A 21,413-nucleotide genomic window follows, 5' to 3' on the forward strand; every position below is an offset into this window, starting at 1 on the left:
TAAGGTGAAAATAATATCACCTTACTTATTTTTATATTCAGTAATTAGGGGAGTCATTAACGGGATGAAAAAAAGAAAAAGACTATGGAATTTATGGAAAACGATTACATTGTTAGTTTGTACAGTTGTAATTTTTTCTTTACTTGTTACAGATATATTAATTAGTCATAATGTAGAGCGGACAACGGAGGATAGCCAGGCAGAGAAAGCGAAAACAATTGCACATATTGTGGCGAATGATTCGATTGTAATTGATGGTTTGATTGGGAAAGCAGGTACTTCTGCAATTCAAACGTATACAAATAGAATATTAAAAAACACAGGTGTTCAATTTATTGTAGTTATGGACATGAATGGAATAAGAAAATCACATCCAGATCCTCAAAAAATAGGTCATCATTTTATTGGGGGAGATGAAGGGCCTGCATTGAAAGGAAAGGAACATGTATCGCTAGCAGAAGGAACTTTAGGTATTTCAATGCGAGTGTTTGTACCTATATTTTCTGAAACAGGTGAACAACTTGGCGCGGTGGCCGTTGGTATCTCGGCAGATAATGTAAAAGAGAGAGTTAAGGAAAGTAGACATATTATTTATATCGGTGTCGGAGTTGGAGTACTAGTCGGACTTATAGGAGCAATATTGCTAGCTAGACATATAAAGAAAAGTTTATTCGGTCTTGAGCCGCACAGGATAGCGAAAATTCTTGAAGAAAGAAATACGATGTTACAATCTGTAAAAGAAGGCATTATTGCTGTAGATAAAGAGGCGAGAGTAACGTTAATTAATAATGAAGCGAAACGGCTATTTAAAAAAAGTGGACTGGAAGAAGATTTTATTGGTAAAGATGTTGAGTTGTATATGCCAAATTCACGTATAAAAGAAGTGTTGCAAACAGGCGAGGTACAATTAAACGAAGAACAAAATATTTACGGAATTACGATTGTCACAAATCGTGTTCCTTTATATGTAAAAGGAGAAATAGTTGGCGCGATCGCAACATTTCGTGATAAAACAGAAATTAGAAAATTAGCAGAAGAACTAACTGGTATTAGGCTATATGCGGAAGCGTTACGGGCACAATCTCATGAATTTATGAATAAAATGCATGTCGTATTAGGGCTAACACATATGAAACAGTATGAAGAATTGCAGAAATATGTAAGTAGTATGGTATCAGAGCATCAATATGAAATTGGCGGGATTATGAAAAAAATTCAAAGCCCAGTATTTGCTGGATTTTTACTAGGTAAACTTAGTTATGCTAGAGAGAAAAATATAAAGTTAGTTATAAAAGAGGATTCTTACTTACCAGAAATATATGATGAACGTATCATTCATGAACTGATTACCATTGTCGGAAATTTAATTAATAATGCATTAGACGCAGTGACGAATTGTGAGAAGAAGCAGGTTGAAGTTGGAATACAATATGGGGATACATTAATAATTACAGTACAAGATACGGGGAAAGGCATACAAGAAGATAAAATTGATGCATTATTTATAAAAGGTTATTCTACAAAGGGTGATAATCGGGGGTATGGTTTGCATCTTGTAAAGGAAAGCATACAGCGAATAGATGGGGAAATTTATGTTCATTCATCGTTAGGAACCGGAACGACAATAACGATTGAAATACCTAAAAGTAGGGATGAGAGATAAGATGATCAAAGTTTTGATTGTAGAAGATGATCCGATGGTTGCGATGTTAAATAAGCATTATTTAGAGCAAGTGGGAGGGTTTGAACTTGTCCATGCAGTTAACTCAGTTAAAGAAGCGATAGAAGTGATAGAGAGGTCACGAGTAGACTTCATATTACTTGATATTTTTATGCCTGAGGAGACTGGATTTGAGCTTTTAATGTATATTCGAAATCAAGAAAAAGAAATTGATATTATGATGATTTCAGCTGTACATGATATGGGAAGTATTAAAAAAGCATTACAATATGGAGTTGTAGACTATCTAATTAAACCATTTACATTTGAACGCTTTAAGGAAGCATTAACGGTGTATCGAGAAAAATTTACTTTCATGAAAGAACAACAAAAAATTAGTCAATCGGAATTAGATTCGTTAATTTTACAAAAAGAAAAAAGAGAGTCCTTTGACTATAAAGAGCTTCCGAAAGGATTAACAAAGCAAACATTGCAACTCATTTGGAAGAAAATCGAATCACTTAATGGACAAGCATTTACAACTGATGAAATGGCACAATTAGTAGGGGTTTCGAGAGTTTCTATTCGAAAGTATGTAATGTTTTTGACTGAAATCGGAGTATTAGAGAATGAAATGGTGTATCAAAATGTGGGAAGACCGGTGAGTAAATTAAGGTGTATTGACCAAAATAAAATAGACTTTTACGTATAAGCGACTTATTATAGGTCGCTTATACTTTTTTTAATTACAAAAGTAGTTACAAAACTTACAAAAACTATTTTTACTATTGAAAGCGTTTTAATATTGTTATTAAGAAAACAAGGGGGTGCCATATGGGAATTCAAAAGAATGTGGAAGCGGTATCATTTTCTGAAGGCAATGAATTGAAAAGTGAATCTTTCGCTTCTAAAATTATGAACGTTAAAATCGGTGTTATACCTTTACCGTTATATGTAGTATTGGCTGCTATTATTTATGGAGCATCTGTATATAATAAATTAACAGCAGATATGATTGGTGGTTTTGCAGTTATTATGATCATGGGTATTTTCTTAGGTGACATTGGGATGAGAATTCCAATATTAAAAAATATCGGTGGTCCAGCAATTCTCTCATTATTTATTCCATCGTTACTTGTATTTTTTAACTGGATGAATCCAGCTTCAATGGAAGCTGCGACCATGTTAATGAAAAAATCGAACTTTTTATATTTATATATTTCTTGTTTAGTAGTTGGAAGTATTTTAGGAATGAACCGTAAAGTATTAGTACAAGGTTTCGTTCGTATGTTTATTCCTTTAGTAGTAGGGACGTTAGCTTCTGTAGCAGTAGGCTTATTAGTCGGTTCACTATTTGGATTTGAAATGAAGCAGACATTCTTCTTTATCATCGTACCAATTGTGAGTGGTGGTATCGGAGAAGGGATTTTACCATTGTCGCTAGCTTATAGTGATATTTTAAATGAATCATCAGCAACATTTGTATCACAGCTTATTCCGGCAGCTATTATTGGAAATATGTTTGCAATCGTGAGTGCAGGGTATATGAAGCGTTTAGGTGAGAAGAAACCGGAGCTTAGTGGGAATGGTGTATTAGTAAAAACAGACAATCAAGCAGATTTATTAAAGGAGCAAAATACAGAAAAACCAATTGATTTCTCATTAATGGGAGCAGGATTATTGATTGCATGTACATTCTTTATTTTCGGAGGATTCGCTTCTAAGTTTATCGGTATTCCAGGAGCAATCATTATGATTTTTTCAGCGGCAATTGTGAAGTACTTTAATCTAATGCCAGCAAAAATGGAGCAAGGAGCATTCCATTTATATAAATTCATTTCAAAGAATTTAACATGGCCATTAATGGTCGGTTTAGGATTGCTATATATTCCTTTAAAAGACGTAGCAGCAGTTCTTTCGGTAGGATATGTTGTTGTATGCGCATCGGTTGTTCTTACAATGGTAGCGTCAGGTTTTCTTGTAGGGAAAGTGATGAAAATGTATCCAGTTGAATCAGCGATTGTAACTGGATGTCATAGTGGTTTAGGTGGAACTGGAGATGTTGCTATTTTATCAGCTTCAAATCGTATGGAATTAATGCCGTTCGCACAAATTTCAACGCGTTTAGGCGGGGCAGCAATGGTCGTAACAGCGACAATTTTATTAAAAATGTTTTCATGATCAAACAAGCTAGCTATATTCATATAGCTAGCTTGTCAAATTAAGGGGAGATTATAAGTATGTTAGAAAAACAAATTAATGAAAGATCATTGTTATTGCATAAAGAATTAGTAGGGAAAATTGAAATTACAAGTAAAGTAGAAGTGAATACAGCGGACGATTTAAGTTTGACTTATACACCGGGGGTAGCAGAGTCTTGTAAAGCAATTGCGGCAGATGAGGAAACAGCCTATGACTATACAGCACGTGGTAATATGGTTGCAGTTGTTTCAGATGGAACTGCAGTACTTGGTTTAGGGAACATTGGACCGAAAGCAGCTATGCCTGTTATGGAAGGGAAAAGTATTTTATTTAAGAATTTTGCGAATGTAGATGCTTTCCCGCTATGTTTAGGTACGACTGATGTGGATGAAATCGTTACCCTTGTGAAAAATCTAGAGCCTACATTTGCAGGAATTAATTTAGAAGATATTGCAGCACCACGTTGCTTTGAAATTGAAAGACGATTAAAAGAAGAAACGAATATTCCTGTATTTCATGATGATCAGCATGGGACGGCTATTGTCGTTTTAGCAGCTGTTATTAATGCACTAAAAGTTGTAAGTAAACAAATGAATGATGTGAAAATTGTTATTAACGGTGCGGGCTCGGCAGGAATTGCAATTGGAAAATTGTTATTAAAAGCTGGTGCAAAGCACATTACGTTAGTTAGCTTAGAAGGTATTGTTTGTGAAGGTGAAACATGGATGAATGGAGCACAAATCGAAGTTTCAAAGAAGACAAATCGAGAATACGTACGTGGAACATTAAAGGAAGCAATTCATCAGGCTGATATTTTCATTGGTGTATCGGCGCCTAACGTATTAACGAAAGAACTTGTACAGACGATGAATGAGAAAGCGATTGTGTTTGCAATGGCGAATCCAATTCCAGAAATATTCCCAGAAGATGCATTAGAAGCTGGAGCTGCTGTAGTTGGAACTGGTCGTTCTGATTATTCAAATCAAGTAAATAATGTATTAGCGTTCCCTGGTATATTCCGTGGTGCATTAGACGTACGCGCGACTGATATTACAGAAGAGATGAAATTAGCAGCAGCATATGGGATCGCTAATATAATTACGGACGAAGAGCGTAATGCGAATTATGTAATTCCAAATCCATTAGATAAAAGAGTTGTTCCAAGTGTTGCAGAAGTAGTAGCGAAAGCAGCCATTGATTCAGGTGTGGCACAGATTACGAAAATGCCAAGTTATAAATAGTCAAAAGCAGCGCCTTAAAAAGGCACTGCTTTTTTTGAGATAAGAAATCAAAATAATGAAGAAGTGTAAATTTATTCAAGCCCCTTTCATTATTTATTTAACTCCATTGCAACTTGTTTACCATTTATTAAAACCTCAGTTACTGCTACGATCACTTCTATCATTTTTTTCATCTCTCCTCGCGTCATTTCTTACTTTAAGTATAAGAGAAGAGAGATAATCCACCTATCGAAGTACGTGACGTAGAAATTACATTGTTGTAAGGAAGTGTTTCAGTTTTGTCACTTTATTCGGCATTGATTACAAATTGATCATAATATCTTTCATTCACATATATGTTTAATACCCATAATCCAGATGAAGGTAGTGACATTACGAGAGGGAGTTCCTTTACGGTTGTATCGACTGTATTTGAAGTAGTCCAAGTTTGTTTGGAGGTTTCTTTTTGAAAGAGTACTGGTGTTGGAGTTGTAGTTCCTTGTTTTAACGCGATAATAGATAGTTTTCCAGTTGGCATTTCAGGATCCAGGAAGAACCACATTATTTCATTTTGCTCATTTGCGATAATAGAGCTATCAGCCATTGCAATTTTTCTTTCAATGCCTTTTAACGGTATTTTTCCTTCTACGAATGATGGTGCTTCTTCCCAATTTACATCTTTTAAGACACTAAGGTGAAAAAAGGAAGGTGCGTTAATTTGAGAGGATGACGTTTCTATTACTTCTTTTTTAGGTGCTGTTGAATCGGGTTGCGATTGCGCGCAGCCAGTAATGAGGAAGGAGAAAAGTAGCATAGTTCCGATTTTTTTCATGGTGCCACACTCCTAATTTTTATTGTTAGTGTAATTGTATTTGCTAGAAGACGAGACAATTCCTTTAAATCATAAAAAGAGGTCGTAAGTTTTGTACGACCTCTTTTGACATTTTCTATCCCAATTGGTGAGGGCTAATAATCAGTGGGGGATGGAACCCCTCACTGATTAAAGTTTCACTTTATATTTGTTCAGTTGAAAAGGTTGGTTCTCTCTCTTTTTGAGGCATTGTTAAGAAAATAACAGAAAGGACGATACATACTCCGCCTAATAATTGATATGCTCCAAAAGATTCATTAAGCCAAGCGATTGAAACGATGGCAGCTACAAGTGGTTCAATGCTAGATAAAATACTTGTTTCTGTTGCTGCTAAATATTTAAGACTCCCGATATAAAGAAGGAAAGAAAGAGTGCCACTTATAATGATAAGAATAAGCATAGAAAAAGTTTGAAGTGTGAAAGTCTGCGAAATCTGATTCCACCCAAAAGAACGATTACAAATAAGCAGTGCAATCCCTCCAATTAACATCCCCCAGCCAATTACTATAGTTGTTCCGCATTCTTTAATAAGGGAAGCCGGATGAAGGGTATAAAACGCAAAACCAATCGCTGTTAATAGACCGAAAGTAATAGCTGCTTTAGATAAAACAATATTTTCAATTGAACCGTTTGTAATAATAAAGTATGTCCCTGTTAGAGCAGTTATAATTGCGAGTATTTGCATAGAAGCAGGGAATTTCTTTTGCTCAAACGCAACGTAAATGGTAATAAGAACAGGGCCTAGAAATTGAAATAGCGTTGCCGTTACGGCATTACTAATATGAACTGTTTCGATAAAAGCGTACTGCGCACCAAGCATGCCAAGAATAGAGAAAATAATAAGCTGTATAGAATGTCTAGGGTGTCTCCAAATTTGAAATATGTTTTGTTTCTTTATTAGTAAGAAAGACAAAATAAATACTCCTGCAAGCAACAAGCGAATTGTTAAAAAATCAATTGATGATACGTTCGTATGTTGAAATAGCCATTGAATCATCGGTCCAGATAATCCCCATAATGTGGCTCCTGTAATAATCATAATGAGTCCGATACGTCTACTTTTGTTCATGATCATGCATCTCCTCTTTAGTATTTGATTTTTTATGTGTGACATGATAAAAGGAATTATATATAAAATCTGGTACTGTAAAAAGTATCAGATTTTAGTTTTATTAAGGGGTCAGATATTATGTTAGAATTAACGCCTAATTTAAATATGAATAGTAAGAAGGCATTGTATGTGCAGTTGTATGAGTATATAAAAAAAGAAATTAAAGATGGAACGATTCTATCTTTTACGAAATTACCGGCTAAGAGGAAGCTAGCAACATATTTACAAGTAAGTAAAAATACAGTAGAGGCGGCTTATGAGCAACTTCTTGCCGAAGGATATATTGAGTCGATTTCTAGAAAAGGTTATTTTGTATGTGAAATCGAGCAAATGATTCATGCGGAAGGTAGCGAAGAGGTAATAGAGGAAGTACCTTTTCAAGAGCAGGTGTATAAATTTGACTTCACTCAAACGGGTGTGGATACTAGCACTTTTCCGTTTCATGTATATCGAAAAATTACGAACGAGGTATGGCAATTTGAAAATAAAGATTTACTTTTTATTGGACATCCGCAAGGGGAGGTAAGTTTACGAGAAGCAATCGCGAGCTATTTGTATGAATCTAGAGGTGTGCGATGTTCGGCTAGTCAAATTGTAATCGGAGCTGGTACGCAAATATTAGTGAAGTTGTTATTTCAATTGTTAAAAGGAAGTGGTTATGCAGTTGAAAATCCAGGCTACCACCGAAAGATGGTTGTTTTTGAACAGGGTGAACAAAATGTTCAAATGTTATCTTTAGATAAAGATGGTATTTGTATTTCAGAGTTAGAAAATAGTTCAGCTAATATTGTGTTTGTTACACCTTCTCATCAGTTTCCATATGGGATGATTATGCCTATCACGAGAAGGATGCAGCTTTTACAATGGGCGAAGAAAGAAGAAGGTAGGTATATTGTTGAAGATGATTACGATAGTGAATTTCGTTATTCGGGAAAACCTATACCGGCACTGCAAGGGTTAGATACAGACGGGAAAGTTATTTATATGGGGACGCTATCTAAAGCATTGTTGCCATCATTACGGATGAGCTATATGGTGTTACCAAAGAAATTGATTAAAAAGTATCAACAACAATATTTATTTTACACACAAAGCGTTTCAAGAATGGATCAAGAGATCATTAGGAAATTTTTAAATGACGGGCATTGGGAAAAACATATTCATAAAATGCGTGTTGTGTACCGAAAGAAGAGAGACCGTCTTGTTTCGGTATTAGAAAAATATTTTTCTAATCGCATTGAAGTAATAGGGGAAGATTCCGGCCTACATATTTTATTAAAAGTGCATAATGGGATGGAAGAGAAAGAATTAATGGAAGCTGCAGCTGAAAGGAGTATTAAAGTGTATCCTGCTTCGATATATTATAAGGAAGGGACTTCTCCCAAAAGTACAGTATTGCTTGGATTTGCGACTTTATTAGAGGAAGAAATTGAAGAGGCCATTCAATTATTATATACAGCATGGTTTACAGGAAAGTAAAAAAACATCCTCATAAATGGAGGATGTTTTTTTATTATTTTTCTTCATCTAGGAAAAGAACCATATGCTCTTCATCCCAATATTGTCCGTTATATTTTAATGAACGTTCTTGCACGCCAAATGTTTTAAAGCCTAATGACTCATAAAGTTTTTTTGCACCATCGTTTCCGACAACAACATCAAGCATAACTTGCTCTACTTCTAAAGATTTAGCAAGCTCAAGACATTCTTTAATAAGTGCTTTTCCCGCTCCAAGTCCGCGTGCTTTTGGAGACACGTATACTGAACCGATTTTTGCTTTATGTTCTTGTTTTACATATGGTTTCGTTTCCAGTGTTGCAACTCCGATTAAAGTGCCATCTTTAAATGCACCTAGTGTATAGTTCTCATCTTGTGCTAATTTTTGGGCTTTATATTCAATAGCACACTCTTTATTAATAATATCTTCATAAGAAGAGCTGAAAGCTTCCGGATTTTGTTTTAATCCTTCTACTCGAAGTTCTAAGTAAATTTCTGCTTCGTCTTTTGTTAATACATGGATATCCAATTGTATCACCCTCCAAATCTTTGACAGTTATACCTATATTTTATATTGAAATAAGAATAATTTCAAAAGCTTAGCTTATAATAGTTGGTTTTATAAATAAAATAGCACCAGTAGTGTTGACTACTACTGGTGATTTCACGCATATATTATACAAATGGCAATTCAATTATAAATTCTGTTCCGACTTCTAATTCGCTTTTAACTTCAATAGAACCATTATGAAGTTCTACAATTTCTTTTGCAACAGCCAGTCCGATACCTTTTCCACCTGTAGCTCGTGTTCTGGATTTATCGACACGGTAAAAGCGATCAAAAACATGTGGGATATCTTCTTTTGGAATACCTTCACCTTCATCTTGTACACTTATTGTAAAAGTATTCGCACTGGTTAGTACACGTATTATTATAGAAGTGTTTTCTGGTGAATGTTGATAAGCATTGTGTAATAAATTTAACATAACTTGTTCCATACGTCTTTCGTCTATGCAAACTTCTAAATCATCTTTGCAATGTACATGGAGTTGCATTTGTTTGTTTGTTAATGTTGTTTTTGTTTTTTCAACCATTCGTTCTAAAAATGGTTTAAGAATTACTTTTTGTTTTTTTATAACAAACTGGTGTTGCTCTAATTGTACAAGCATAAATAAATCTTGTACGAGATCGGTTACACTATCCGTTTCGTCTTCAATGATTTGTAAGTATTCTTCACGTTCTTCTTTCGTTAGAGAATCTCTTTTTGCTACCTTTGCATAACCTTTCATATAGGTTAATGGAGTTAGTAATTCATGCGCTACACTAGCGAGAAATTCGTTTCGTTCTTTTTTCATATACGTAAGTTCACTAGATAAATCTTCAATCGTTTTTGCTAAGCTTCCAAGTTCATCATTTCGTTTAATTCCTAATTGAATCGGCTTATTTAATTTTGACATTTTTTCTGTCGCCCGCTTCATTTTTATAAGCGGTTCTGTAATAACACGAGAAAAAACAAAGACAGAAATAGTAGTTAAAATAATTGTCAAAACACTAATGATAAGAAATTGATTCATGAGTTTAAGTAACATATTTTCTAAGAAAGATGTCTTTAATAACATATATAACTTACCTTGAAATCCTTGAATTTCCAGCGGGCTTACTGTTGAGATGAATTTTGATTTTTTCCAGTTTTTTTCAACGATTAATCCACCTTCTGGGATAGTCTCAGTTTTACAAGTAAGTTGTTTTTGCATTTCTTTCGTTACGGGTTCTGAGGTAGAAATAATTTTGCCGTTATTGTCTGTTATAATGATAGCTATATCAGAGTTAGCAATTAATTCTGATTCAACTAAGTGTTCAGCCTCAGTGTTGATATCAAACTCGGGGTACACAGCACGTTTAGGTCGTTTACTGTGTTCAGCGCTTTCTGTGAGTTGCCTTTCTTTAGAATATGCACCCCACTTCGCGCGGTTTTTAATCATTTTACTATAGCGATTTCCTTTCTCTAAAAGAGCAAGAGTTTCCTCTTCAATGCGTATGTTTGAAAGGTTCTTATAAAAAGATACGAAGGCAATTGTTTCAATACATAAAGCTAATATTAAAAAGTATGTCCCAACTTTAAGGGAAAGTTTGCTCATTTTCTCACCATACCTTATTTCATATAGAGTGAAACTTTAATCAGTGGGGTTTTATCCATCCCCACTGATTAAAGTAATTATTCACTTTTCCATTTATATCCGACTTTATAGACGGTTTCTAAGTAATCTTCAACTGGAAATTCTTTTTTGCGTAATTTATCACGGATATTACGAATATGTGAATCGATAGTTCTGTATTCGATGTCTGTTTGATAGCCCCAAATTTTTTCAATTAAATCATCACGGCTGTAAGCACGGTTTGTATTTTGTAAAAAGAGTCCAAGTAACGAGAATTCAATAGGAGTTAGTGAGATTCTTTCACCATAAACTGTAACAGTATGTTTCGTTTTATCCCACTCAATACCATTGAAGCTAACAAAGCCATCTTTCTTCGTACGGCGTAATATAGCCTCGATTCGCGCGACTAATACATGCTCATCGAATGGTTTTGTAATGTAGTCATCTGCTCCCATAGTCAGACCTTTGACCATATCATAATTTTGGTTGCGAGCTGTTAGCATAATAATTGGAACGTTGGAAATTTGACGGATTTGATAGCAAGTATCCCACCCATCCATATTCGGCATCATAACATCTAATAAAATAATATCGAAGTCCTTTTGTTCGATTAATTCTAGCGCTTCAAGGCCAGAAGTAGCTTTCATACAAAAATAGCCACGAGGGCTTAAGAACAGATCTAACAATCTCAACATACGTTCTTCATCGTCTACTAATAAAATTTTCACCATAATCTTGTGCACCCCAAACTATTCATTCTACTTGTATAGTTTACATGAAAATAATAAAAAACTCTTTTTATGTGATTGAATGGAGGGCTGATTTTTTCAATCAGGGCAATTGACATAAAAAATGCACTAGTTTTGCACAACTATTTTTTATAATAGAAAACGTAGCGACACAAATACCCTATGTTGCGACATAACGTCATGTCATTTTATTTATAAAATGACAATTCCATTCTATTGTGTATGTGAGATAGAGAGGGTTTTCGTATTCACCTCGCATCGGATAAGAAAAATTTCCTATCTCACACTTTTTTTAATATAAAGGGGATTGTACACATGAGTAAAAAAGTAGAACGTTTACAAAAAGAAAAGCAAGATCGTAATGCGATTGTAATGTGTGTTGCGGTATCTATGCTTATTATGATAAGTTGTGTAAATAAATTTTTCGGGATTTTATAATAGAAAAAAAGCTTATTGCTTCTTAAGAAGCAATAAGCTTTTTTAATGTGTTCTATATAATAAACCAGGGTAGAATTGCCAGTCCAGAAGTTACAATTGCTGTAGCAAATATTAAAAAGATAGCTTGTTTTTTTTGTTTCATGTTACATTCTCCTCTACATATCAATTGCATGCTATACGTTCATTTAATAATTAGCGGGAGACGGATCCTCCTCGCTGAGTGAAGTTTCACTTTATATTTTTAGTATAACGAATGGAAAGGATTGGAACGATCGATAAAGGTGACATGAAGATTACATTGTTGTAATGAAAAAAGCATCTTAATTAATAAGAAGATGCTTTTGAAAAATTATATTAAAATGTTAATTATTTAAGAATAAAACCATATGCTCTTCGTCCCAATATTGGCCATTATGTTTTAAGGACCGTTCTTGCACACCGTAAGTTTGGAAGCCGAGGGACTCATATAATTTTTTTGCAGCAGTGTTATCAGCGACAACATCAAGCATAAGCTGTTCTACATGTAATTTATCGGCATTTTCAATAATCGCTTTAATTAAAGCTCGTCCTGCACCGAGGCCACGCGCTTTTGGAGAAACAAAAACTGAGCCGATTTTTGCCTTATGCTCTTGCTTAATAAATGGCTTTGTTTCTAGAGTAGCAATACCGATTAAATCATTATCTTTGAAGACACCTAGAGTATACTTATCCGGATTGCTTAATCGCTTTGCCATAGCAGCGACAGGGTTTTCCTGTTTAAGAACATCTTCATAAGAAGAGCTAAAAGCCTCAGGGTTTTTCATTAAACCTTCCATACACACTTTCAAATAAATTTCTGCATCCTCTGTTGTTAATAAGCGAATTTCCATAGTTGTAACCTCCTAGATTGATTCAAATTTAATTCATTAACTTTGTAAGATTAAGTTTAGTTAAATGTATTCTGTGACTATTCTTTCTTAATTTGTAAAAGAATGAAAAGATTATGCTACTATGTTTTCATTTTATTTATCCCGCTATTTGTGGGCAGTAAAACTCCTACCTCAAAATTCGGCTGGAGCAAAGAAGTTAGGTGGGAGCCCTGCTGCCCGTAAAAGCCCGATTGGTGAAGGCTAATAATCAGTGGGGGATGAACACCTCCCACTGATTATAGTTTCACTTTATGTAATGAAATTATATATTAACTTTATTAACTATTCAAGGTTTTAATATGTTACATTTTTATAACTAAAATTCCCGCTTTGTAAAGGAGTCATTTTTATCCAAATATTCGTGGGAGTCGGATTGCCCGTAAAAGCCCGATTGGTTGGGCTAATAATCAGTGAGGAGGGAAAAAACCTCCACTGATTAAATTTTCACTTTCTTTTACGTATTCAATCGTTTATTTTGTAGCCATCGATTCGTTCTGGATGTGTATAAATATTGCAAGATCCATTTCGAATAAATCCTACTACGGTAATACCTAAATCGTGGGCGAGTTGCAGAGCTAGTTTAGTTGGAGCTGATTTAGATAGAACAATTTCGCAACCTATTTTTGAAACCTTTAACAAAATTTCAGATGAGATGCGTCCGCTAAACGCAATGATTTTCCCTTGAACAGAGATATTGTTTCGTAAACAATGACCGTATATTTTATCTAGCGCATTATGTCTTCCGATATCCATTCTTGATAAAAGAATGTTATTTCGATCACATAAAGCGGTATTATGCACACCACCCGTTTGGCGAAATGTAGTTGAAGATTGTTGTAAGGAAGTCATTAGGTGAAAACATTCTTCCGGAGTAATAGTTATATGTATATCATGTAACTTTTTTGCTTTTGCTGCATCGTTGACGAAAACAAAACCTTGTCTACTTTTCCCGCAACAAGAAGTTACGTACCGTTTATTATATAAAGTTTGATAGAGCGGATTAATTTTTGATGATTTTACATGGACAATTCCGTTTTCTTTTTGGATCCATAATTCTTCAATATCTTTATAAGAAGAAATAATTCCTTCAGAAATTAAAAAACCGGTTACCATATCTTCAATGTAATTAGGAGTGCATACAACTGTTACGTATTCTTCGCTATTTAATTTAATTGTAATGGGAGATTCCGTAACAACCTCATCGGTTTGTTTTGAAAATGTACCAGATTGATAACGTACAATTGTATATGTTTCTTGAATAGGCCCCATATTAAATTCCCCTTTATATGTATTTTTCTCCATATTTATCATAAAACATCGAAAAAACAAAAGCATCTACTAACAAGAAGATGGCAGATTATTTTGGTTATTATTGTATATGTACGATATAATAGATTTGTAGAATAGCGACATTTTCAAGCTTTCGTAGTTATACCTTATAACATCTAGAATCGACTTCCAAAGGAAAGTATTTCAACAGGGCGCTTCAAAAATATGTACAACACAATTATGAAAACGGATTCATAATTGTGTTGTACAGTTAGTTGTAAGGAGAGGGGAAACTATGACAGAACAGACAGCCCGTGTAACCGTTGATGGTAAAGAATTTTTCGTATCAGGTGAAAAGACGATACTCCAATTGTTTAACGAAAGTAATTTAGAACATCCTCAAATTTGTCATGTACCAGAGGTAGATCCTATTCAAACTTGTGATACATGTATTGTAGAAGTGAATGGAAGTTTATTACGTGCCTGTTCGACGAAGTTGGAAGATGGCATGCATATTGAGAGGCAATCGGAACGTGCAAAGGAAGCACAAACTGAAGCGATGGATCGAATATTAGAGAATCATTTATTGTATTGTACAGTATGTGATAACAATAATGGTAACTGTAAAGTCCATAATACAGTACATATGATGGAGATTGAAGAACAGAAATATCCATATGAACCGAAAGTAAGTGCATGCGAAGTGGATACATCGCATCCATTCTATCGATACGATCCAAATCAATGTATTGCTTGTGGGCAGTGTGTAGAAGTATGCCAAAATTTACAAGTAAATGAAACTTTATCGATTGATTGGAGTTTAGACCGTCCACGTGTTATTTGGGACAATGGTGTGAGTATAAATGACTCGTCTTGTGTTAGCTGTGGGCAATGTGTAACAGTTTGTCCTTGTAATGCATTAATGGAAAAAACGATGCTAGGAGAAGCTGGATTTATGACTGGTTTAAAACCAGATGTGCTTAATCCAATGATTGATTTTGTAAAAGATGTAGAGCCTGGATATAGCAGTATTTTAGCAGTTTCAGAAGTAGAGTCCGCGATGCGTAAGACGAAAATTAATAAGACAAAAACAGTTTGTACATTTTGTGGTGTAGGTTGTTCATTTGAAGTATGGACGAAAGATCGTCAAATTTTAAAAGTGCAACCTGTTTCAGATGCACCGGTTAATGGTATTTCCACATGTGTAAAAGGAAAATTCGGATGGGACTTTGTGAACAGTGAAGAGCGTATTACAAAGCCGTTAATTCGCCAAGGGGATATGTTTGTTGAGGCTTCATGGGAAGAGGCTCTTGAAGTTGTTGCATCCAATATGCAACATATTAAATCAGAGTATGGTAGCGATGCGTTTGGGTTTATTTCTTCTTCGAAAGTAACAAATGAAGAAAACTATCTTATGCAAAAACTAGCTCGTCAAATATATGGAACAAATAATGTAGATAACTGTTCCCGTTATTGCCAATCTCCAGCAACAGACGGTTTATTTAAAACTGTCGGTATGGGCGGAGATGCTGGAACAGTGAAAGATATTGCTGAGGCAGGTCTTGTTATTATTGTTGGGGCAAATCCAACAGAAGGACATCCTGTACTTGCAACTAGAGTGAAGCGTGCTCATAAATTACATGAACAAAAACTAATTGTCGCAGACCTTCGTAAACATGAAATGGCGGAGCGTGCTGATATATTTGTTCACCCGAGTCAAGGGACGGATTATGTATGGCTTGCTGGGATAACGAAATACATTATCGATCAAGATTGGCACGATAAAAAGTTCATAGCTGAAAATGTAAAGAATTTTGATGAATATAGCAAAATGCTAGAAAAATATACGCTTGATTATACTGAGGGAATTACAGGGATTTCTAAAGCTCAGTTAAAAGAAATGGCTCGTATGGTATATGAAGCAGATGGTACTTGTGTACTTTGGGGAATGGGGGTAACTCAAAATACAGGAGGAAGTACAACGTCAGCAGCAATTTCAAATTTACTTCTCGTTACAGGTAACTACCGTCGTCCTGGTGCCGGTGCGTATCCGTTACGCGGGCATAATAACGTACAAGGTGCTTGTGATATGGCGACATTACCGAACTGGCTTCCGGGTTACCAAGCTGTTTCAGATGATGTGCATCGTGCGAAATTTGAAAAAGCATACGGTACTACGATTCCGAAAGAACCGGGATTAAATAATATCGCAATGTTACTTGCGGCCGAAGAAGGAAAACTGCGTGGTATGTATGTTATGGGAGAAGAAATGGCTTTAGTAGATTCAAATGCCAACCATGTACAACATATTTTAGCGAATTTAGACTTCCTTGTTGTTCAAGATATGTTCTTATCGAAAACAGCTCGTTTCGCCGATGTTATTTTACCAGCAGCACCAAGCTTAGAAAAAGAAGGAACGTTTACGAATACAGAGCGCCGTATTCAAAGATTATACGAAGTATTGAAACCGCTTGGTGATTCAAAACCAGATTGGTGGATTTTACAAAAAGTAGCTCGTGCACTGGGCGGAGACTGGAATTATGGAAGTCCAAGTGAAATTATGGACGAAATTGCATCGCTTGCACCGTTATACTCTCAAGCGACGTACGACCGTCTAGAAGGCTGGAATAGTTTATGTTGGGGTAGCCATGATGGTAGTGATACACCATTATTATATGTAGATGGATTTAACTTCCCAGACAAACTAGCACGTTTATCACTAGATGAATGGGTTCCGCCAGTTATAGCACCAGATGAGTATGATTTACTATTAAATAATGGCCGTATGCTAGAGCATTTCCATGAAGGGAATATGACGAATAAGTCGGCTGGTATTTTATCTAAAGTGTCTGAAGTATTTGTTGAAATTTCACCTGAACTTGCTAAAGAACGCAATGTGAAAGATGGTGGTCTTGTAGAGTTAGCATCACCATTTGGAAAAATCAAAGTACAAGCGCTTGTTACAGATCGTGTAACTGGAAATGAGTTGTATTTGCCGATGCATGCGACAGTAAATGAAGAGGCAATCAATATTTTAACAGGAACAGCAACAGACATTTATACGTGTACACCAGCTTATAAACAAACAATGGTGAAACTGCGCGTATTACGTGAAAAAGGAAATCGTCCGTTACCATCTTCAAACCCGAGAGATAAAAAACGTCATCCGCAAAATGGTGTTGAAATCGAGCGAAAGTGGCAAAGAAAACAATACGTATCACTTGTGGACCAGAATTAGGGGGCGGAGATAATGGCAAAAGAGATTACTTTAATTAAAAAGAAGATTGTAACAGAAGAAGAAAAAAAACAGCAAGTAACAGATGAGTTGTTAAATGATCTAGCTGAGAATAGAGAAGCAGTAGAAGAGACGATGCAGCTATTAGCGCAGTTGCAAAAAGCAGGAATTTTAGATGCAGCAATTAGTTTACTTGCTGCAAAAGAAGATGTTTCCAAAATAGCTGTTGAACAATTGAATCGTGAACCAGTAAAAAACGCATTAAACAATATGATGGGGGCAGGAGAGGCATTATCTTCAGTGGACCCAGAAATAACGAAACAAATAACATCTAGTTTAGTCACTGGATTACAATTTGCAACAGAGGAATTAAATAGTGGTAAAAAAACAAAAGTGATGGATTTCTTTAAAGTGTTAAAAGATCCAGATATCAATAGAGCAATTACATTCGGTTTTAGCTTCTTGAAAGCATTTGGTCAAGGGTTAGAGAAAAAATAGAGTAAATGAAAAAGTGATGGCAAGTAGCCATCACTTTTTCATTGTATGTATAAGAGTGTTCATGTTAAGCGGAATATATTATTATTAAAAAGATGGATTGGAAATGGAAATATGGAATCCATCTCAAATATCGTTTTAGAATGTGGAGGAATATATGCAACACCGTAAAAGACTATCTATACCAGGGGTAATGGGACATTCCTTTCAAACAGTTAGATTTGCTTTTTGGAATGTATTAACCTTTCAACTTGCTTATAAATTATTAGCAGCGATTGTATTTGTCCCGCTATTTGGGATCATTTTTAATAAGTTATTGTATTTTGGTGGTTATGCAAATGCGACGAATGATGAATTATTAGCGTTTTTAAAGACACCATACGGCATTTTGGCAATCGTAATTTTATCATTGTTAGCACTGTTTCTTATCTTTACGGAATTTGCGGTGCTTATTATCATTTCGTACTTCGCTCATAAAAGACAAAAGGTGAAATTACGTCCGATTTTATATAAAACCGTAACGTATTTACCTACTCTTTTCACATATTGCTTACCAGGATTTATTTTATATGCTGTCGTATTGTTACCTCTTTTAAATCTTGGATATGAAACGGCATTAATTCCGCAAATTCAAATTCCTAACTTTATTACAGGAGAACTGTTTAAGACAACGATGGGACAAGTTGGTTATTACACGTTCTTTGCTGTAGTTGCGTATTTGAACCTTCGCTGGATTTTTGTTCTACCTATTGTTGTTTTAGAGCAAAAGCCGTTTCGCACAGCAGCACGTAAAAGTGCAATGTTAGTAAAAGAAAGTTTTTTTAAAGTACTATTCTTTTTAGTAGGATTTTTTATTTCAATAGGGATTGTGTACGGTGTATTTTTTGGAATGTATTTATTGTGTCTATGGGGCATGTATGAATTTACAAATCCACAGGGAACATTTGCATTATTAGCAGAATCAACAATGTCTGTATTTTTAACGAGTACATTGTATTTATTTAGTTTTATCGTGACACCATTTTATATTATGGCAATAACACGATTGTATTTACAAAAGGTTCCGGTTGAAGATGTTTTATTAGAAGAAGGATTAGATTATTCGAAAACAAAAGCAGATAAATGTTTCTTCCAAAAACATCGTTGGAAATTTATTGGTGTATATATTGTAGGAATTATTACTGCCGGAATGGTCGTTGCCTTCATTGTAACGTTTATTTCAAATTCATATAAAGAACCAATTATTATGGCTCATCGTGGTTATATTTCAAAAGGTGTAGAGAATACGAAAGAAGCTCTGCAGGGGGCTATTGATGCCAAAGCAGACTACGCTGAAATTGATGTACTGCAAACAAAAGACGGTGAACTAGCAGTTATACATGATTTGAAGCTAAAACGTCTTGCGAATGCTAATGTTCACGTGTCAGATTTAACGATGGAGGAGTTAAGACAGCTTACCCTTAGTCAAGATGGGTTTTCAGGACAAATAAGTACACTTGATGAGATCATTAAGCTGGCAAAAGGAAAAATCAAACTTAATATTGAAGTGAAGCTTCATGGTGGCGAAAAAGATTTCGTAAACAAAGTATTAAAAGCGATTAAAGATAATGAATTTGAGAAGCAATGTGTCATTCAAACGTTACACTATCCGCTTATTAAAGAGTTTAAACGTGCAAATCCAAATATAAAAGTAGGATACATACTGTATGCGAGTAGAGCTAACTTAAAGAATGTGAAGGCTGATTTTTATGTAGCAGAAGAATACATGTTAAATAAGAAATTAGTAAAAGAAGCAAGGAAGCTAAACAAGCCAATTTACGTATGGACAGTAAATGATATGGAAAGTTTAAAGGCATATTATAAGTTAAACGTGGATGGTATCATTACCGATTATCCTGAAGACGCACGTGAAACAATTAAGATGTTAAAAGAGCAAGAAGATCGTGAAAGTGATATGTTTGATAAAATTAGTGAGACGACAGAAGATCTATTTTCAAAGTTATTTATAAGTTATCCAGCTGCTGGCTAAATGCTAGTAGCTGTTTTTTTTATGGAAAGAATATATTTCTAAAGTATTGTACAAAGTAATAAGTGTATATGTATACGTAACTACTTAGTTTTTTTGCATTGTTACATTATTGTCAAATAATAAATAATTACTATGCGTTTTGAATGGATATAATGTAAATAGAGTGATAGATAATGAGATGGTACAAATAACCCAATAGAATCAACGTTTCGTATATTTACACTATTCTAAATATATAAACTTTTAAAAAATGGTATGTTAGCGTTTTCATAATTTTTAAGTTATGCTAGAATAAGGACATAAGTTATTAATTATTACAAAAAGAAAAAAGAATTCCTTTTTTCTGTTAATTATAAGGGGGCATTTCATTATGCGTATTGGGGTACCAGCAGAAATTAAAAACAACGAAAACCGTGTGGCAATGACACCAGCAGGTGTTGTACATTTAGTTCGTAACAATCACGAAGTATTCATTCAAAAGGATGCAGGTGTAGGATCTGGTTTCACAGATGCTCAGTATGTTGAAGCGGGAGCAAAAATTGTTGATACAGCTGAAGAAGCTTGGAACATGGAAATGGTTATGAAAGTTAAGGAACCAGTTGAAAGCGAATACAAACACTTCAGCGAAGGTTTAATCTTATTCACATACTTACACTTAGCTCCAGAACCAGAATTAACAAAAGCGTTAATCGAGAAGAAAGTTGTTGCTATCGCATATGAAACAGTACAATTAGAAAACCGTTCATTACCATTACTTGCACCTATGAGTGAAGTAGCTGGTCGTATGGCTGCACAAATCGGTGCGCAATTCCTTGAGAAAAACAAAGGCGGTAAAGGTATCTTACTTGCAGGTGTTCCAGGAGTTAAACGTGGTAAAGTAACAATTATCGGTGGTGGACAAGCTGGTACAAATGCTGCTAAAATTGCAGTTGGACTAGGTGCGGATGTAACAATCATCGACTTAAGTGCAGAACGTCTTCGTCAATTAGATGACATTTTCGGAAACCAAGTAAAAACTTTAATGTCTAATCCTTACAATATTGCAGAAGCTGTAAAAGAGTCTGATCTTGTAATCGGTGCAGTATTAATCCCAGGTGCAAAAGCGCCAAAACTTGTAACAGAAGAAATGATTAAATCAATGGAACAAGGTTCTGTTGTTGTAGATATCGCGATTGACCAAGGTGGTATTTTCGAAACAACTGACCGTATTACAACTCATGATAACCCAACTTATGAAAAACACGGCGTTGTTCACTATGCAGTTGCAAACATGCCAGGTGCGGTTCCACGTACATCAACTCTTGCATTAACAAACGTAACAGTACCATATGCAGTACAAATTGCTAACAAAGGCTACAAAGAAGCTTGCCTAGGCAACACTGCATTATTAAAAGGTATTAATACATTAGAAGGCTATGTAACATTCGAAGCAGTTGCAGAAGCTCACGGTGTAGAGTACAAAGGTGCTAAAGAATTATTAGAAGCAGAAACAGTATCTTGCTAATAGAAGCATTATACAAAACAAAATCGAACAATATATAAAACAACATGATAAGAGCTAAGAGATAATAC

General features: G+C 35.0%; 17 protein-coding genes. 10 read left to right on the forward strand and 7 right to left on the reverse strand.

Going from position 1 to position 21,413, the window contains the following annotated elements; all coding sequences use genetic code 11:
* Positions 1–64: 64 nt before the first annotated feature.
* From NSQ08_RS01440 to NSQ08_RS01455, 4 genes are all read left to right on the forward strand, one after another.
* Positions 65–1,663, forward strand: coding sequence for a sensor histidine kinase (locus NSQ08_RS01440; protein WP_002029689.1), 1,599 nt, complete (start codon positions 65–67; stop codon positions 1,661–1,663).
* A gap of 1 nt (position 1,664) precedes the next feature.
* Positions 1,665–2,372, forward strand: coding sequence for a response regulator (locus NSQ08_RS01445; RefSeq protein WP_033708776.1), 708 nt, complete (start codon positions 1,665–1,667; stop codon positions 2,370–2,372).
* Positions 2,373–2,494: 122 nt separating this feature from the next.
* On the forward strand, positions 2,495–3,841 hold the full coding sequence (locus tag NSQ08_RS01450; protein ID WP_340770716.1) for a 2-hydroxycarboxylate transporter family protein: 1,347 nt from the start codon (positions 2,495–2,497) through the stop codon (positions 3,839–3,841).
* Between the two features lie 59 nt (positions 3,842–3,900).
* A complete protein-coding gene (locus NSQ08_RS01455; protein WP_002029693.1) occupies positions 3,901–5,103 on the forward strand; it encodes an NAD(P)-dependent malic enzyme in 1,203 nt (400 codons plus the stop codon).
* Between the two features lie 286 nt (positions 5,104–5,389).
* Here NSQ08_RS01455 and NSQ08_RS01460 read toward each other — a convergent pair whose 3' ends face one another.
* Positions 5,390–5,914 (reverse strand): DUF4871 domain-containing protein, encoded by a 525-nt coding sequence (locus NSQ08_RS01460; RefSeq protein ID WP_002029695.1) that lies wholly within the window; start codon positions 5,912–5,914, stop codon positions 5,390–5,392.
* Between the two features lie 181 nt (positions 5,915–6,095).
* Entirely contained in the window at positions 6,096–7,022 is a 927-nt protein-coding gene (locus NSQ08_RS01465; RefSeq protein WP_002140321.1) for a DMT family transporter, read from the reverse strand.
* Between the two features lie 120 nt (positions 7,023–7,142).
* Here NSQ08_RS01465 and pdxR point away from each other — a divergent pair, with 120 nt between their 5' ends.
* Positions 7,143–8,543, forward strand: a complete 1,401-nt coding sequence (gene pdxR / locus NSQ08_RS01470; RefSeq protein ID WP_340770724.1) for a MocR-like pyridoxine biosynthesis transcription factor PdxR — start codon at positions 7,143–7,145, stop codon at positions 8,541–8,543.
* A gap of 34 nt (positions 8,544–8,577) precedes the next feature.
* Here pdxR and NSQ08_RS01475 read toward each other — a convergent pair whose 3' ends face one another.
* The 3 genes from NSQ08_RS01475 to NSQ08_RS01485 form a co-directional block, all read right to left on the reverse strand.
* On the reverse strand, positions 8,578–9,090 hold the full coding sequence (locus tag NSQ08_RS01475) for a GNAT family N-acetyltransferase (RefSeq protein WP_002029700.1): 513 nt from the start codon (positions 9,088–9,090) through the stop codon (positions 8,578–8,580).
* A gap of 146 nt (positions 9,091–9,236) precedes the next feature.
* Complete coding sequence (locus tag NSQ08_RS01480) at positions 9,237–10,700, reverse strand: sensor histidine kinase (protein ID WP_002188251.1); 1,464 nt, start codon at positions 10,698–10,700, stop codon at positions 9,237–9,239.
* Positions 10,701–10,777: 77 nt separating this feature from the next.
* On the reverse strand, positions 10,778–11,449 hold the full coding sequence (locus NSQ08_RS01485) for a response regulator transcription factor (RefSeq protein ID WP_002010439.1): 672 nt from the start codon (positions 11,447–11,449) through the stop codon (positions 10,778–10,780).
* A gap of 333 nt (positions 11,450–11,782) precedes the next feature.
* Here NSQ08_RS01485 and NSQ08_RS01490 point away from each other — a divergent pair, with 333 nt between their 5' ends.
* Positions 11,783–11,905 carry a hypothetical protein gene (locus tag NSQ08_RS01490; protein ID WP_002029704.1) on the forward strand — a complete coding sequence of 41 codons (123 nt, stop codon included), beginning with the start codon at positions 11,783–11,785 and terminating at the stop codon, positions 11,903–11,905.
* A 362-nt stretch (positions 11,906–12,267) separates the two neighbouring features.
* Here the strand turns inward: NSQ08_RS01490 and NSQ08_RS01495 are convergent, their stop codons facing one another.
* Both NSQ08_RS01495 and fdhD read right to left on the reverse strand, forming a co-directional pair.
* Complete coding sequence (locus NSQ08_RS01495; RefSeq protein WP_002010444.1) at positions 12,268–12,774, reverse strand: GNAT family N-acetyltransferase; 507 nt, start codon at positions 12,772–12,774, stop codon at positions 12,268–12,270.
* Between the two features lie 501 nt (positions 12,775–13,275).
* Positions 13,276–14,082: a formate dehydrogenase accessory sulfurtransferase FdhD gene (gene fdhD, locus NSQ08_RS01500; protein ID WP_002125147.1), complete on the reverse strand. Its 807-nt coding sequence runs from the start codon at positions 14,080–14,082 to the stop codon at positions 13,276–13,278.
* 295 nt (positions 14,083–14,377) lie between these two features.
* Between fdhD and fdhF the strand changes: the two genes are divergently transcribed.
* The 4 genes from fdhF (at position 14,378) to ald (ending at position 21,345) form a co-directional block, all read left to right on the forward strand.
* On the forward strand, positions 14,378–17,320 hold the full coding sequence (gene fdhF / locus NSQ08_RS01505) for a formate dehydrogenase subunit alpha (protein WP_002029706.1): 2,943 nt from the start codon (positions 14,378–14,380) through the stop codon (positions 17,318–17,320).
* 12 nt (positions 17,321–17,332) lie between these two features.
* Positions 17,333–17,815, forward strand: coding sequence for a DUF1641 domain-containing protein (locus tag NSQ08_RS01510; RefSeq protein ID WP_002140332.1), 483 nt, complete (start codon positions 17,333–17,335; stop codon positions 17,813–17,815).
* A 154-nt stretch (positions 17,816–17,969) separates the two neighbouring features.
* Positions 17,970–19,841, forward strand: coding sequence for a glycerophosphoryl diester phosphodiesterase membrane domain-containing protein (locus NSQ08_RS01515; protein WP_012260288.1), 1,872 nt, complete (start codon positions 17,970–17,972; stop codon positions 19,839–19,841).
* Between the two features lie 370 nt (positions 19,842–20,211).
* The gene (gene ald / locus NSQ08_RS01520) at positions 20,212–21,345 is read left to right on the forward strand and encodes an alanine dehydrogenase (RefSeq protein WP_002010453.1); all 1,134 of its coding nucleotides are present in this window, start codon (positions 20,212–20,214) and stop codon (positions 21,343–21,345) included.
* The last annotated feature ends 68 nt before the right edge of the window (positions 21,346–21,413 follow it).

Source organism: Bacillus sp. FSL E2-8887 (assembly GCF_038007205.1).
In the GTDB taxonomy this organism is placed as follows: Bacteria; Bacillota; Bacilli; order Bacillales; family Bacillaceae_G; genus Bacillus_A; species Bacillus_A mycoides.

Bases quoted from the DNA above. Each gene is read 5' to 3' on its own strand.
- NSQ08_RS01485 (WP_002010439.1), bottom strand. From the start codon at position 11,449: ATGGTGAAAATTTTATTAGTAGACGATGAAGAACGTATGTTGAGATTG.
- NSQ08_RS01445 (WP_033708776.1), top strand. From the start codon at position 1,665: ATGATCAAAGTTTTGATTGTAGAAGATGATCCGATGGTTGCGATGTTA.
- fdhD (WP_002125147.1), bottom strand. From the start codon at position 14,082: ATGGGGCCTATTCAAGAAACATATACAATTGTACGTTATCAATCTGGT.
- NSQ08_RS01450 (WP_340770716.1), top strand. From the start codon at position 2,495: ATGGGAATTCAAAAGAATGTGGAAGCGGTATCATTTTCTGAAGGCAAT.
- NSQ08_RS01480 (WP_002188251.1), bottom strand. From the start codon at position 10,700: ATGAGCAAACTTTCCCTTAAAGTTGGGACATACTTTTTAATATTAGCT.
- NSQ08_RS01515 (WP_012260288.1), top strand. From the start codon at position 17,970: ATGCAACACCGTAAAAGACTATCTATACCAGGGGTAATGGGACATTCC.
- NSQ08_RS01460 (WP_002029695.1), bottom strand. From the start codon at position 5,914: ATGAAAAAAATCGGAACTATGCTACTTTTCTCCTTCCTCATTACTGGC.
- NSQ08_RS01465 (WP_002140321.1), bottom strand. From the start codon at position 7,022: ATGAACAAAAGTAGACGTATCGGACTCATTATGATTATTACAGGAGCC.
- ald (WP_002010453.1), top strand. From the start codon at position 20,212: ATGCGTATTGGGGTACCAGCAGAAATTAAAAACAACGAAAACCGTGTG.
- NSQ08_RS01440 (WP_002029689.1), top strand. From the start codon at position 65: ATGAAAAAAAGAAAAAGACTATGGAATTTATGGAAAACGATTACATTG.
- NSQ08_RS01455 (WP_002029693.1), top strand. From the start codon at position 3,901: ATGTTAGAAAAACAAATTAATGAAAGATCATTGTTATTGCATAAAGAA.
- NSQ08_RS01495 (WP_002010444.1), bottom strand. From the start codon at position 12,774: ATGGAAATTCGCTTATTAACAACAGAGGATGCAGAAATTTATTTGAAA.
- pdxR (WP_340770724.1), top strand. From the start codon at position 7,143: ATGTTAGAATTAACGCCTAATTTAAATATGAATAGTAAGAAGGCATTG.
- fdhF (WP_002029706.1), top strand. From the start codon at position 14,378: ATGACAGAACAGACAGCCCGTGTAACCGTTGATGGTAAAGAATTTTTC.
- NSQ08_RS01490 (WP_002029704.1), top strand. From the start codon at position 11,783: ATGAGTAAAAAAGTAGAACGTTTACAAAAAGAAAAGCAAGATCGTAAT.
- NSQ08_RS01510 (WP_002140332.1), top strand. From the start codon at position 17,333: ATGGCAAAAGAGATTACTTTAATTAAAAAGAAGATTGTAACAGAAGAA.